At 31.2% G+C, this 15,346-nt stretch carries 12 protein-coding genes; 10 read left to right on the forward strand and 2 right to left on the reverse strand.

All coding sequences use genetic code 11. The features are described from left to right. From ftcD to VK071_06725, 3 genes are all read left to right on the forward strand, one after another. Nucleotides 1-891, forward strand: an 891-nt coding sequence (ftcD, locus tag VK071_06715) for a glutamate formimidoyltransferase (GenBank protein HLR35010.1), incomplete at its 5' end; no start/stop codon positions are given. Nucleotides 892-1,066: 175 nt separating this feature from the next. After that, nucleotides 1,067-2,737 carry a formate--tetrahydrofolate ligase gene (locus VK071_06720; protein ID HLR35011.1) on the forward strand — a complete coding sequence of 557 codons (1,671 nt, stop codon included), beginning with the start codon at nt 1,067-1,069 and terminating at the stop codon, nt 2,735-2,737. Nucleotides 2,738-2,812: 75 nt separating this feature from the next. Next, nucleotides 2,813-3,124, forward strand: a complete 312-nt coding sequence (locus tag VK071_06725) for a YerC/YecD family TrpR-related protein (GenBank protein ID HLR35012.1) — start codon at nt 2,813-2,815, stop codon at nt 3,122-3,124. A gap of 110 nt (nt 3,125-3,234) precedes the next feature. Here VK071_06725 and VK071_06730 read toward each other — a convergent pair whose 3' ends face one another. Then, nucleotides 3,235-3,918 carry a class A sortase gene (locus tag VK071_06730; GenBank protein ID HLR35013.1) on the reverse strand — a complete coding sequence of 228 codons (684 nt, stop codon included), beginning with the start codon at nt 3,916-3,918 and terminating at the stop codon, nt 3,235-3,237. Between the two features lie 211 nt (nt 3,919-4,129). Here VK071_06730 and VK071_06735 point away from each other — a divergent pair, with 211 nt between their 5' ends. The 6 genes from VK071_06735 (at nt 4,130) to VK071_06760 (ending at nt 14,156) form a co-directional block, all read left to right on the forward strand. Next, nucleotides 4,130-7,414, forward strand: a complete 3,285-nt coding sequence (locus VK071_06735) for a UvrD-helicase domain-containing protein (GenBank protein ID HLR35014.1) — start codon at nt 4,130-4,132, stop codon at nt 7,412-7,414. 11 nt (nt 7,415-7,425) lie between these two features. Further along, entirely contained in the window at nt 7,426-9,411 is a 1,986-nt protein-coding gene (gene ligA, locus VK071_06740) for an NAD-dependent DNA ligase LigA (GenBank protein HLR35015.1), read from the forward strand. A 128-nt stretch (nt 9,412-9,539) separates the two neighbouring features. Next, entirely contained in the window at nt 9,540-9,824 is a 285-nt protein-coding gene (gatC, locus tag VK071_06745) for an Asp-tRNA(Asn)/Glu-tRNA(Gln) amidotransferase subunit GatC (protein ID HLR35016.1), read from the forward strand. 13 nt (nt 9,825-9,837) lie between these two features. Then, complete coding sequence (gatA, locus tag VK071_06750; protein HLR35017.1) at nt 9,838-11,316, forward strand: Asp-tRNA(Asn)/Glu-tRNA(Gln) amidotransferase subunit GatA; 1,479 nt, start codon at nt 9,838-9,840, stop codon at nt 11,314-11,316. Further along, entirely contained in the window at nt 11,306-12,733 is a 1,428-nt protein-coding gene (gatB, locus tag VK071_06755) for an Asp-tRNA(Asn)/Glu-tRNA(Gln) amidotransferase subunit GatB (GenBank protein HLR35018.1), read from the forward strand. Before gatA ends, gatB begins: the two co-directional genes overlap by 11 nt. A gap of 139 nt (nt 12,734-12,872) precedes the next feature. Then, nucleotides 12,873-14,156: a dicarboxylate/amino acid:cation symporter gene (locus tag VK071_06760; protein HLR35019.1), complete on the forward strand. Its 1,284-nt coding sequence runs from the start codon at nt 12,873-12,875 to the stop codon at nt 14,154-14,156. Between the two features lie 26 nt (nt 14,157-14,182). Here the strand turns inward: VK071_06760 and VK071_06765 are convergent, their stop codons facing one another. Beyond that, entirely contained in the window at nt 14,183-14,323 is a 141-nt protein-coding gene (locus VK071_06765; GenBank protein HLR35020.1) for a hypothetical protein, read from the reverse strand. 143 nt (nt 14,324-14,466) lie between these two features. Between VK071_06765 and VK071_06770 the strand changes: the two genes are divergently transcribed. Beyond that, the coding region (locus tag VK071_06770) for an AIR synthase family protein (protein HLR35021.1) at nt 14,467-15,346 on the forward strand (880 nt) is incomplete at its 3' end.

Genomic DNA, 15,346 nt, shown 5'->3' on the forward strand with positions numbered 1-15,346 from the left:
TTCAGTGAAGGCAGAAGAAAAGATGTAATTGAAGCTGTAGTAGATGAAGTTAGAAATAAAGAAGGGGTTACACTAGTAAGTTACGAACCTGAACATGATTTTAACAGGACTGTTGTTACTGTAATTGGTGAACCAGAACCATTAAAAGAAGCATTAATAAATATGGCTGGTAAATCCTATGAACTAATAAATATGGAAGAACAAGAAGGTACTCATCCAAGAATAGGTTCTCAGGATACTATACCAATATTTCCTTTTAAAAATATAACCCTTGAAGAATGTGTAGAATTGGCAGATGAAATAGGAAATGAATTATTTGAAAAGTATAAAAAGCCTGTATACTTTTCGGCAGAAAATGCCAAAACTGAAGATAAAAAAAGTATTTCCTTTATAAGAAAAGGACAATATGAAGGTTTGAAAGCATTACTTGAGGATTCAAACCATCCTGATTATGAGAAAAGAAAACCAGATTTAAGTGTTGATGGGAAGTTAGATCCGCATACTGGAGCAACGATAGTAAGTGCTGAAACAGAAGGATTAACAGCTTATAATGTATTCTTAGACACAGAAGATGTGGGAATTGCTAAAGCAATTGCTAAAGCAGTAAGAGGACCAAGTGGGGGTTTTTCAACTGTTAGAGCAGTAGGTATAAAGTTCCCAGAAAGAGATGGAGTAGTAGTGTCAATGAATATGTTCGACTGTGGAAAGACTCCATTGTATAGAACTTATGAGTTAGTAAAACAAGAAGCAGCCCGATATGGAATACGAGTTACTGGTTCAGAGTTGGTAGGTCCTATAAAATTGGATTACATAGTTAACTCTTTAGAATTTTATCTAGGACTTGAAGGCTTTAGACGAGAACAAATATTAGAGACTCATTTGATGGATTAGAATTAGAGAGTGGTATGTAACTATACCACTCCTTATATTTTGGGAAAACCTTTTATTGTATTATAATCCAAAGAGGAAAGTATAAAATCATTTCAAAAAATGCCAAAGTTTTGGTATAATACTAAGTAGTTGTATAAAGGATAATTGAAATAGATTTAAAAAGGAGGCAGTTAGTGTGAAAACAGATGTTCAGATTGCTCAAGAAGCTAAAATGCTACATATTAAAGAAGTAGCTGAGAAAATTGGTCTATCAGAGGAAGAATTAGAACTTTATGGTGATCACAAGGCAAAGGTTTCTTTAGATGTATTAGAGGAATTGAAGGATAAACCTGATGGAAAGTTAATTTTAGTTACTGCAATTAATCCAACGCCAGCTGGCGAAGGGAAAACAACGGTAAATATTGGTTTAAGTATGGGGCTTAATAAAATTGGTAAAACAGCCATTACAACAATAAGAGAACCTTCCTTAGGACCAAGTTTTGGTATAAAAGGAGGGGCAGCCGGTGGAGGATATGCACAAGTAGTTCCTATGGAAGATATCAATCTTCATTTTACAGGTGATTTCCATGCCGTAACTACTGCTCATAATTTACTTTCAGCAGCAATTGATAACCATATTCATCATGGTAATAAGCTAAATATTGATCCAAGAGAAATTGTTTGGAAAAGAGTATTGGATATGAATGATAGAGCTTTAAGAAATATCGTTGTAGGTCTTGGTGGAAGAACTAATGGAGTTCCAAGAGAAGATGGTTTTGATATAACTGTAGCTTCAGAAATAATGGCTATATTAGGACTGTCAAATGATTTAGAAGACTTAAAAGATAGAGTAGGAAGTATTCTTGTAGCTTATAATTATGATGGAGAACCTGTTTTTGCAAGAGATTTAGAAGTTGATGGAGCTATGACACTTTTATTAAAAGATGCAATTAAACCTAATTTGGTTCAAACTTTAGAAAACACACCAGCTTTTGTTCATGGAGGACCATTTGCAAATATTGCCCATGGATGTAATACAATTCTAGCTACTAAAATGGCTATGAAATTATCAGAATATACAATTACAGAAGCAGGATTTGGTGCAGATTTAGGGGCAGAAAAATTCTTTAATATTAAATGTAAATATGCAGATATAAAACCAGATGCTGCTGTAATAGTTGCTACTATTAGAGCACTTAAACATCATGGTGGAGTAGGAAAAAATGAATTAAGTAATGAGAATTTAGAAGCTTTAGAAAAAGGTTTTGGAAACTTAGAAAAGCATATAGAAAATGTTAAGAAGTTTGGTGTACCAGCAATAGTATCAATAAACAAGTTCCCAACTGATACGGATAAAGAAATTGAACTTGTCATTGAAAAGTGTAAAGAATTAGGTGTTGAAGCAGTTTTAACAGAAGTATGGGGTAAAGGTGGAGATGGTGCTATAGATTTAGCTAATAAGGTAGTAGAAGTTGTAGAAGGCACTCCATCTAACTTTGAACTTTTATATGATTCAAATGCCTCCATTAAAGAAAAGATAGAAACAATAGCTAAAGAGGTATATGGTGCCGAAGGTGTAGAATTTACTAAGAAATGCGAAAAACAAATTAAGAAGATAGAAGAAAATGGTTTAGATAAAATGCCTATCTGTATGGCAAAAACTCAATATTCACTTTCTGATGATCCAAGTCTTTTAGCTAGACCTGAGGGATTTAAGGTAACAGTTAGAGAAATAAAAGCTTCAGCTGGTGCTAAATTCTTAGTAGCACTAACTGGAAATATAATGACTATGCCAGGATTACCAAAAGTACCTGCAGCTAATAAAATGGATATACTTGAAGATGGAACTATAATAGGATTATTTTAATATAATTAAAAAATCTAGGGTACTAATAATGCCCTAGATTTTTTTGCCAAAACTCAGATAAGGGGGTATATCTTTGTGAGCTATGAATCAAGAATAAAAAGTGACCAACTAGACTGCTTGTTTGAGGCAATACTTAAATTAGAAAACATGGATGAGTGCTATAGGTTTTTTGAAGACATTTGTACTATAAAAGAACTAGAATCTATATCTCAAAGGCTTGAAGTAGCAAAATTATTAAGAATGAACAAAACATATAATGAAATAGAAAAGAAGACTGGGGCAAGTACTGCTACAATTAGTAGGATAAATAGATCTTTAAACTATGGAGCTGATGGCTATAGTATAGTATTTGATAGATTAGGCTATGCAGAAGTAGAAAAAGAATAAAAATAATAAAGAGATTTTTCTCTTCTGAGAAAAATCTCTTTACTATTTTCTATAAGTGAATAAGAAATATTAATTCTAAAGAGAATTAATATTAAACGATGAGATTTCTTCTATTGAAGGGAAATCTCAAATCTTCCTTTTGGTACCCATTCTTCATACAATTCTCCCAATGCAAAAAATCTCTTTCCAGTTTTAGAAGAATAATAACAGGTCATCAATGATATAATTGGTTTCCCTCTTTTTTCTGCTTCTTCATCAGAAAGCATTTCCATTGCAGTATCAGGAACTACAACAGTATCGTATATCTTATACTTATATACATTTTTCTTATCTGTTATAGTGACTATATTACCTACCTCTATATCCATAAGACTGCCAAATAATAAATCCTTATTTTTCATAATATGGCCAGCTAGAGGATAATTACCTTGGCCCATTATTTGTTCTGGTTTCATAGTTCCAGCCCCTGCTAAAAGATTAGAATTTGTTAGGCCTTTTAATATAGGTAAGTGAATATTTAAATCTGGTATTTCTAGTTCACCTACAATAAGACTTTCATCAGGTTCAATAACTACGTTCATAGCAGTATTTATATCCACATCTTCTATACTAGAAAAATCAAATTCTACTTCTGCTTTATTATTTTTCTCTATGTCTTCTGCTGTTAAATTATCTTTAGAAAGTTTTTTAGATTGATATTTAATTATAATATCAGTAATAAAAGGAGTCATTAATAGAAAAACCCCTACAATAATTAATACTATAGATATTATTCTTCTCACTGTTTTTTTCAATAAGATCTCCCCCATATAAAAAAATCTCTATAACAGGATTATACATTAAAAACATCCTGAAATGGGATTTTTATTTAGAAATAAGCTAAAATATTAAAATAACCTTTAGATTTTTATACTATGATTTTAATACTAATATACTTAATGGAATATATATTAACTTTATTATATAATAAGAAATGGAAACGAATGTTTAATGGGGTGGTAAAGAATGGATTATGTAAAAGGTTTAAACGAAAGACAAAAAGAAGCCGTTCTTCATACAGAAGGGCCTTTATTAATTTTAGCAGGGGCAGGATCAGGGAAGACTAGAGTTTTAACCCATAGAGTTGCATATTTAATTGAAGAAAATGATGTTTTCCCAGGAAATATATTAGCATTAACTTTTACTAATAAAGCTGCCAATGAAATGAAAGAAAGAATAGGTAATTTATTAAATGAAAATGTAGATAGTATGTGGGTAGGAACATTTCACTCAATATGTGTAAGAATATTGCGTAGGGATATAGACAAAATCGGGTATGAAAGAAGCTTTTCTATATATGATAGAGATGACCAAATTACCCTTATGAAAGAATGTATTAAAGAAAAAAATATAGATAATAAAATGTATAATGAAAGGGCTATGTTAAGTGCTATTAGTCATCTAAAAGATAGCATGACGCCACCAGATTTATATATTAAGGAAAATTATAGTGATTTTTATTCTAGAAATGTTGGGGAACTATATAAACTTTATGAGGAAAAACTAAAAAAGAATAATGCTTTAGATTTTGATGATTTAATATTAAAAACTGTAGAATTATTGCAAAGTAATCCAGACATATTAAAATATTATCAAAAAAAATTTAGATATATATTTGTAGACGAGTTTCAAGATACAAATAAGCCTCAGTATCAACTTATAAGATTATTTGCTAGAAGGTATAAAAATATATGTGTAGTAGGCGACGATGACCAGTGTGTTGTGGAAGGATCTAAAATTACTACGCCAGAGGGAGAGGTTTTAATTGAAAATTTAGTAGAAAACCATAAAATTTATTCTGCCTCTGGTAAGGGGGAAACTTCAGAAGGTACAGTAGAAAAAATTGTGAAGAAGGAATATGAAGGATCTATAATAAAAATAAAAACTAAAACAGGTAAGACTATTAAAGTAACTCCAAATCATATTATGTTTGGAAAGCTTAATCCAGAATCAGGGACTTATTATGTATATTTAATGTATAGGAAAGATAAAGGCTATAGAATAGGTATAACCCAAGGGGTAAGCTCAAGAGAAGGAGAAATAGTAAATGGACTTTTGGTTAGGTTAAATCAAGAACATGGAGATAAGGCTTGGATATTGAGAGTTTGTCAGAACAAAGGGGAAGCAATGTTTTATGAACAATTACTTTCTATGAAATATCAGATACCTACTTCAGTTTTTCAAGTTGCACATAAAAATATGACTTTAGAACAAAAATATATAGATAGATTATTTTCAGAAGTAGATACGGAACATAATGTAGGAGGACTTATGAATGATCTATTGTTATTTGAAGAATATCCTCATTATTATAGGCCAAATGGAGTTATTAGGGGACAGACTACAAGACGAATTGTCAATATATCTATGTTTAGTGGACGTAAGACAGGATTAGACTCTGGCTGGTATAGTCATAGGATTTCTTTTAATACTAGTGGAGAAGATTTAAAAAATAGAATAGAAAGCTTAGGTTTCCCTGTAAGAGATGGGCAAAGGGATACTTGGAGAGTTGAAACAGAGAGAAAGGATTATGACGCTGCAGTTAAATATGGTAATAAATTAGAAGGAATAGATAAAGGGATAGAAATAGTACAAAAAGCAAATCTGACAGAAAATACTTATTTCACTTATATGCCTGCTGCTCATATAAGACCTAATATGAGTATTCCAGTATATGAAAATGGTAAAATAATTGAAGATATAGTAGAAGAAACTATAGTAGAAGAATATAAAGGGTTTGTATATGATATTTCAGTTCCTAATTTTAGACAATATATTTGCGAAGATATAGTAGTTCATAATTCCATTTATGGATGGAGAGGAGCAGATATTACCAATATATTAGATTTTGAAAAAGATTTTGAAGACACTAATGTTATTAAACTAGAACAAAATTATCGTTCTACTCAAAATATATTAGAAGTGGCAAACCATGTTATAAAAAACAATAATGAAAGAAAAGATAAAAGGCTGTGGACAGACAATAAAAAAGGAAGTCCAGTAGTTATAGAAAATTTACCAGATTCTCATCAAGAGGCATATTTTGTAGCGGATAAAATGGAAGAGCTTATGGAAAAAGGGTATAATCCTTCAGAATTTTCTATTTTATATAGAACCAATGCTCAATCTAGGTCCTTCGAGGAAGTATTTATGAGAAAAAATATACCTTATAAACTTGTTGGGGGCCTAAGATTCTACGATAGAAGAGAGATAAAAGATATAGTAGCCTATTTAAATGTAATTCAAAATCCTGTAGACAATATATCATTAAGACGCATAATAAATGTACCTAGAAGGGGAATAGGCAATGCTACTATGGAGAAAATAGAAGAATATGCAGATAGAACTGGAGAAAGTATATATAGTGCATTATTAAGCGTTGAAGAAATACCAAGATTATCAAAAAGAGCCATTAATAATCTTAATTCTTTTATAGATATGATAAATAGACTGATATCATTAAAAGAATTAATAGGCGTAAAGGATTTTATAGAAGAGGTAATAGAAGAAACGGGATATGTTAAAAAATTAGAGGAAGAGGATAATATTGAGTCTCAAACTAGACTGGAAAACATAAAAGAGTTTGTCTCTGTAGCCGTAGACTTTGAAGAACAAAATGAAGATGGTACATTAGAAGACTTTCTTGCTTCTGTATCTTTACTTTCAGATGTAGATAAAACGGAGGATATTGAAAATTCAGTTACTATGTTAACAGTCCATTCAGCCAAGGGGTTAGAGTTTCCAGTAGTATTTATGGTGGGAATGGAAGAGGGTTTATTCCCAATATCTAGAGCAATGGAGGACGAGGATGAGCTAGAAGAGGAAAGAAGACTTTGTTATGTGGCTATGACTAGAGCAGAAGAATTATTGTATATTACAAATGCAAAATTGAGAACAATTTATGGAAGAACTACTTATGGTATTCCATCTAGATTCTTAAAAGAAATACCAGATAATTTAATATGTAGTGATAGAAAAGGTGGAGGGGAATCTCCCCAAAAAGAAAGTACAAGTTTTGATGACAGTCCCTTAAGGATTAGAAGGTTTGCTAATAGTTTTAAAAAGGAAAAAACTATTAGCAAGAGTAAAGGCAATATAAAGGTAGGGGATAAAATAAGACATAAAAAATGGGGAGAAGGAACAGTAGTCCAAATTAGAGATAGTAGTGGAGATAAAGAAATAACTATAGCTTTTGACAGGGAAGGACTAAAAAAATTACTTCTTTCTGTAGCTCCCATTGAGGTAATTTAGGAGGTGTTGTAATGAAGGAAAAGAGAAAGGTAATGGAAGAGCTCATAGATAAAATAAATGAACTAAATTATCATTATTATACTTTAGACAACCCTTTAGTAAGTGACAAAGAATATGATAAGCTTTATGATGAATTAACAATGCTTGAAAAGGAGACTAATATAATTTATCCATATTCTCCAACCCAAAGAGTAGGGGGAGAAATATTAGATAAATTTGAAAGACATACTCACTTAGGAAGGCTATGGAGTTTGGATAAAAGCCAAAACTTTAATGAGTTAAGAAATTGGGACAATAGGGTGAGAAGACTTATTAGTCAATATAATGAAAGCCATGAAGACAAACTACCAGAACCAAGCTATATATTAGAATATAAATTTGATGGTTTAACTATAAATTTAACCTATAGAAATGGAGAATTAGTCCAAGGTGCTACAAGAGGTAATGGATTCATTGGAGAGGCAATATTACCCCAAATAAGGACTATAAAAAATATTCCCTTAAAAATTGATTTTGATGGAGTAATGGAGGTTCAAGGGGAAGGTCTTATGCCCTTATCTGCTCTTGAAGATTATAATAAAACTAGTGATGAACCACTTAAAAATGCAAGAAATGCAGCAGCAGGGGCTTTAAGAAATTTAGACCCTAAAATAACTTCAGAAAGAAATTTAGTAGGGTATATTTACAATATAGGATATATAGAAGGAAAAGAGTTTAATACTCATTTAGAAATGCTAGAATTTTTAAAAGATAATAGATTACCTGTATTTGATTATGCTAAAAAACTTTCCACTATAGAAGAAGTTGTTGAAGAAATAGAAAAGTTAAATGATGAAAGAGGTAATTTAGATGTTTTAACTGATGGAATTGTAATTAAAATAAATGATATAAGAACCAGGGAAGTATTAGGATATACTATGAGATTTCCCCGTTGGGCCATAGCCTATAAATTTGAAGCAGAGGAAACCACTACTAGATTATTAGAAGTCAGATGGAATGTTGGAAGAACAGGTAAAGTAACACCTATTTCTATTTTAGAACCAGTAGAAATAGCAGGTGCCACTGTAAGAAGAGCCACATTAAACAATTGGGATGATATTCAAAGAAAAAAAGTAGCTATTAATTCAAGAGTTTTTGTCCGTAGATCTAATGAAGTTATTCCAGAGATAATGGGGATAATGGACACAGAAGAGGAAACACAGCCAATAGAAAAACCTACCCATTGTCCTGCTTGTGGCAGTGAATTAATACAAGATGGTGTTCATATGTTTTGTCCGAATTCACTATCTTGTAAACCTCAATTAGTATCTAGAATGGTCCATTTTGCCAGCAGGGATGCTATGGATATAGAAGGTTTTAGTGAAAAGACAGCGGAAAAGTTATTTGAGGAATTAGATTTAAAAGATATACCGGATATATATGAATTAGAATACGAAGATTTAATAAAATTAGAAGGCTTTAAGGAAAAGAAAACTAATAATTTATTGGAAGCAATTGAAAATAGTAAAGATACTACTGTAGGCGCTTTTATATATGCTTTAGGAATTCCTAATGTAGGGCTTAAAACTGCTAGGGATTTAGCAAAACATTTTAAGACTTTAGATAATATAAAAAATGCTACTTATGAGGAATTAATTAGTGTACCGGATATAGGTGATATAATAGCAGAAAGTATTATAGAAATCTTCCATGACCCTAAAATACTTTCTAGTATAGATAAACTATTAATGGAAGGCGTTAAACCCCATTATGAAGAAGATATAGTGGAAGAATCTATATTTACTAATAAGACAGTAGTCATAACTGGAGCCCTAGAAGATTATACTAGGAAGGAATTAAAAGACTTAATAGAAAAGATGGGTGGAAAAGTAACAGGAAGTGTAAGCGGAAAAACAGATTTTATTATTGTAGGTAAAAATCCTGGTTCTAAATATGATAAAGGTGTGGAACTAGACGTAGAAATTATAGATGAGGAAAGATTAAAGATTTTAATATAAAGGTGAAATCCCTAGAATATTCTAGGGATTTATAATAGTTATAAATTAGAGGCTTTGTTATTTGATTTTTACGTTCTTTAAGTGGTAAAATATAAGAAGTATTCTATGTTTAAAGGAGGTAGAAAAATTTGATTTCTAGGGAAAAAATAAAAAATATTGCTAAATTATCAATGCTTAAGTTTTGTGAAGAGGAAATAGAACTTTTTACAGAAACATTTAATGAAAGAATAGAATATATAGACGGAATACAAAGAATAGACACAGAAGGTGTAAAGCCGACTTATCAGGTAAATAATAATTATCAATATTTAAGAGAAGATGTCATAGGGGAAAGCTTTTCCAGAGAAGAAGCCCTTAAAAATGCTCCAAATGAACAATTTGGATATTTTAAATTACCTAAAGTTTTAGATTAGAGAGGTGAAAAAATTGGATATACTATCATTTTCAGCTAGAGAATTAGCTGAAAAAATAAAAAATGAAGAAGTTACTAGTAAAGAGATAATAGAGACCTATTTTACAAGAATAGAAGAGGTAGATGAAAAGTTAAATGCTTTTATAACATTAAATAAAAAAGAAGCTTTAGAAAAAGCAATGGAAATAGATGAAAAGATATCAAAAGGGGAAAAAGTAGGAGCATTAGCAGGAATACCTATATCAATAAAGGACAATATTGTGACAAAAGATATGAATACAACCTGTGGCTCAAAAATGCTAGAGAATTTTATACCACCTTATGATGCTACAGTAATTGAAAAAATAAAAGAGGAAGACGGCATAATAATAGGAAAAACTAATATGGATGAATTTGCTATGGGGTCATCAACTCAAAATTCCTATTTTGGTTCTACAAAAAACCCTTATAATTTAAATAAAGTTGCTGGAGGTTCTAGTGGTGGTTCAGCTGTTTCAGTAGCAACAGGGGAAGTAGCTATATCCCTTGGAACTGATACGGGAGGGTCTGTAAGACAACCAGCAGCTTTTACAGGAACAGTAGGCTTTAAACCTAGTTATGGTTTAATATCTAGATATGGTGTAATACCTTTTGCACCCTCTTTAGATCAAGTAGGAATTATTTCTAAGAATGTAGAAGATGCTGGATTTCTTTTAAATATAATTTCGGGTTACGATAGAAGAGATTCTACATCTGTTAGTGTAGACCAAGTAGATTATATAGAAAATATTAATAAAGATATAAAAGGTATGAAAATTGGACTACCAAAAGAATTTTTTGGAGAAGGTCTAGATGGTGAAATAAAGGAAAAAATAAAAAATAGTATTAAGGTTATGGAAAAATTAGGGGCTACAGTAGAGGAAGTGTCCTTACCTTATCTTAATTATGTATTAGAGACTTATTCAATAATATCTACTGCTGAGGCTAGTGCTAGTATGGCTAGAATGGATGGAGTAAGATTTGGATATAGAACTGAAGACTATTCTACTATAGATGAACTATATATGGATAGTAGAAATGAAGGCTTAGGAGAGAAGGTAAAAGAAAATATTATGCTAGGTACATATATTCTTAGTGGTAAACAGCGAAAAGAATATTTTGAAAAGGCACAAAAGGTGAGAACCTTAATTATTAAGGATTTTGAAAAGGCTTTTGAAAAATATGATTTATTAATATCTCCTACTACAGCAGATTTACCTTTCGATTTAGGAAAAGATGTGGAAAACTCTATTTCAAATAATCTAAGAAATGCTTTAACAGCTGCTATAAATTTATCTGGAACTTGTGCTATATCTGTTCCTTGTGGGTATGTTAATGGATTACCAATTGGATTACAATTTATTGGAGACAAATTTAAAGAGGATCTTCTATTAAATGTAGCCTATATATATGAGAAGAATAGTGGTATAGAAAAGATTGTACCAAGTTTAAGGGGTGAAGAAAATGGCATATAAGACTATTATAGGCCTTGAAATACACACAGAACTTATGACGGATACAAAAATATTTTGTAGTTGTACTACTGAATTTGGTGGAGAGTCAAATACCCATACTTGTCCAGTATGTTTAGGGTTACCTGGGGCTTTACCAGTATTAAATAAAAAGGTAGTAGAATATGGTATAAAATCGGGGATAGCTTTTAATTCAAAAATTGCAAATAAAAGTAACATGGATAGAAAAAACTATTTTTATCCTGATTTAGTTAAAGGTTACCAAATTTCCCAAGATGAAACTCCATTATGTGATGGGGGATTTTTAGAAATTGATACAGAAGAAGGAAAGAAAAAGATAAGATTAATGAGGATTCATATAGAGGAAGATACAGGGAAATCTGTTCATACTGAAGCCCATGATACATTATTAGATTATAATAGAAGTGGAGTGCCCCTTGCTGAAATAGTTACCGAGCCAGATATGAATTCTCCTGAAGAGGCTAGAAGTTTTCTGGAAAAATTGAGAGCAACTTTAAGATATATAGGAGTGTCAGACTGTAAAATGGAGGAAGGTTCTCTTCGCTGTGATGTAAATATAAATGTAGTAGATGAGAATACTGGTGAAAAGACGAATGTAACTGAATTAAAGAACTTAAATTCATTTAGCGCAGCAGTAAAGGCTATGGAATATGAAGAAAAAAGACATATTTCTCTATTAGAAGAAGGAAAAAATACTATAAGGGAAACTAGAAGATGGGATGAGGTAAAAAATGAAACGGTAATAATGAGAGAGAAAAAAGAAGCTTCTGATTATAGATACTTTCCAGAGCCAGATATATTAGTAATAGATGTAGAGGATGAATGGATAGAAGAGATTAGAAAAAGTTTACCTGAATTACCTGAAGCAAAAAAGTCAAGATTTATGGAGGAATATGATCTGCCAGAATATGATGCAGAGGTTTTAACTGATACTAGAGAATTGGCAGATTTCTATGAAGAAACAGTAAAATATTGTGATGATCCTAAACAAGTAAGTAATTGGATTATGGGAGATGTTTTAAGAAGGGTTAATGATGAGGAATTAGAGATAGATGATATACAAGTTTCTCCAAAAACTTTAGCAGAATTAATAGGACTTGTAAATGGAGGAAAGATTAGCAATAATATTGGTAAAGAAGTTTTAAAAGGAATGTTTGAAACAGGAAAAGATCCTAAGACCATAGTAAAAGAAAAAGGATTAATTCAAATAAGTGATGAAGATGAATTAAAAGAAGTTATAGAAAAAGTAATAAATGAAAACCAACAATCGGTAATAGACTATAGAAATGGAAAAGATAGAGCCTTAGGCTATTTAGTAGGGCAGGTAATGAAAGCTACAAGAGGTAAAGCTAATCCGCAAAAAGCTAATAAAATGATACTGGAGATAATTGAAGAATAAAATTAAAAGAGAGATTACTGCATCTCTCTTTTAATTTTATTGCGCATGTCAGAATATTCGAACTTGATAAAAAGCTCGGCATGAAGTATAATAGGAGTAATTTATCTATGATTCTACGATTCAGTAAGGAGGAGATTCTGTGGAGAAGAAGAAAATTGGTTTGACGACGAAAATTTTTATGGGTCTGATAATTGGTATTATAGTTGGAATAATTGTTTATCAATTACCTGATGGAGTTTTTAAGGAAGATGTATTAATTAATGGAGTATTCAAACTAGTTGGGCAAGTCTTTTTAAGGGGAATAATGATGATGGTTGTTCCATTAGTATTTATTTCTCTAGTTAATGGAACAGCTAGTATGGGGGACGTAAAGAAACTGGGTAGAGTAGGCGGAAGGACTATACTTTTTTATTTAGTAACTACTGCTTTGGCTATTACTTTAGCTTTAGCTTTAGGTTCTGTTTTAAAACCAGGTGTAGGCTTAGATTTAACAGCTATAGAAGAAGTGGAGCCTACTATTGGAGAGAAGGTACCTTTAGTTCAAATATTGTATGAAATGATTCCTAATAATCCAATTGCTGCTATGGGTGAAGGCAATATGTTGCAAATTATTGTATTTGCAATATTGACAGGTGTTGGGTTATCTGCTTTAGGAGAAAAAGTAGATACTCTTGTTAGGATTTTTGAGCAGTTAAATGAATTAGTGATGAAGATGGTAGGATTTGTTATGCTTCTTGCTTCTATTGGAGTATTTGGATTAATAGCTGAAACTTTTGCTACTGTTGGTTATAAAGCTTTAGTACCATTATTAAAATATGTAGGAATCGTCTATTTAGGCCTTATCCTTCATGCGTCTATAATCTATTCTGGAATGTTGAAAGGCTTTACAGGATTAAGTCCTAGAAAGTTTTTTAAGAAATTCTTTCCTGTTATGTCCGTAGCCTTTTCTACAGCAAGTAGTAATGCAACAGTACCATTAAACTTAGAAACTACAGAAAAAGAATTAGGAGCATCTAAAAATATAGCGGCATTTACTATTCCCCTTGGGGCTACGATTAATATGGATGGAACAGCAATTATGCAAGGTGTAGCTACATTTTTTATAGCACAAGTATATAATCAACAATTAGGTTTTGGAGCTATATTAACTGTAGTATTAACTGCTACATTATCATCTATAGGAACAGCAGGTGTCCCTGGAGCTGGAGCTATTATGTTATCTATGGTTTTACAATCCGTTGGACTACCTCTTGAAGGAATTGCTTTAATAATGGGAGTAGACCGTTTAGTTGATATGGGAAGAACTGCAGTAAATATTACTGGCGACTCTATATGTACATTAATAATATCCCATAAAGAAGGAGAATTAGACAAGGAAGTATTTAACTCAGAAGATAAAAAAATAAATGAAGAATCAAGTTAATAGATAAAATAAAAATAGGGGCTAGACTAGCCCCTATTTTTATTTTTATTTTTTTCTTCAAAATGTGGACAATCTTTCAAAGGCGTTTTTGATGAATTTGATATTCGTTTTAGAGTACACAACCCTTCCTCTTCGTGGATACAATTTTCAGAGCAAATTATTAGCAAAAGAATCCTCCCTAATAAGTATTACTAATATTTTGTCCAATAAAATTTTAAATATAATGAATTAAAAAAGATGAAAATTTGGTAGATTATAATAGTAAGTGATATACTAGGAATGGAAAAGATTTTGAAGGGGGCGAAGAAATATGGAAATAGGAAAAGTGCCATCTGATATATTGGAAAGAATAATTTTTGAAAATATAGAAAATAAAAGAGAAGAAGTTTTAGTAAAAGCAGGAATAGGTGAAGATAATGCCATTATAGATTTTGGGGAATATGTTTGTGCTATATCTACGGATCCCATTACTGGGGCTACAAAGGATATAGGTAGCCTTGCAATACATATATCTTGTAATGATGTAGCCAGTAGTGGTGCTGAACCTATAGCTGTATTAATGACAATTATGGCACCGCCTAAGACTACTGAAGAAGATCTAAAAACTATTATGGAAGAAGCTAGTAAAGCTTCTAAAGAATTAGATGTGGAAATAGTAGGAGGGCATACGGAAATAACAGATGCCGTTAATAGGATTGTAATATCCACTACAGTAATTGGCAAACAACTAAAAGGTAAAATGTTAAATCCTAAAGAAATAAAAGTTGGAGATAAAGTATTAATGACTAAATATGCAGGAATTGAAGGTACTGCTATCCTGAGTAAAGAATTGGAGGAAAATTTAAAGGGAAAAGTAGATGAAAGATTATTAGAAGAGGCCAATAAATTAGGAAGCGAAATAAGTGTAGTAAAAGAAGGCAAAATATGTGGTGAAATAGGTGTAGGCTATATGCATGATATAACTGAAGGTGGACTATTAGGCGCTCTATGGGAAGGAGCTAAAGCAATAAATAAAGGTATTAAGGCTTATAAAAGTTCAATACCTATACTGGAATCAACTAAGGCTATAGCTAATATTTTAGAAATAAATCCGTACAAATTAATATCTAGTGGAAGCATGTTGATAATTACTGATGAATATAAGACTAAAAAGATTAAAAATAAGTTATTAAAGAAAGGAATAAAAGTTT

The sequence above is a fragment of the Tissierellales bacterium genome, assembly GCA_035301805.1.
GTDB lineage: Bacteria > Bacillota > Clostridia > Tissierellales > DATGTQ01 > DATGTQ01.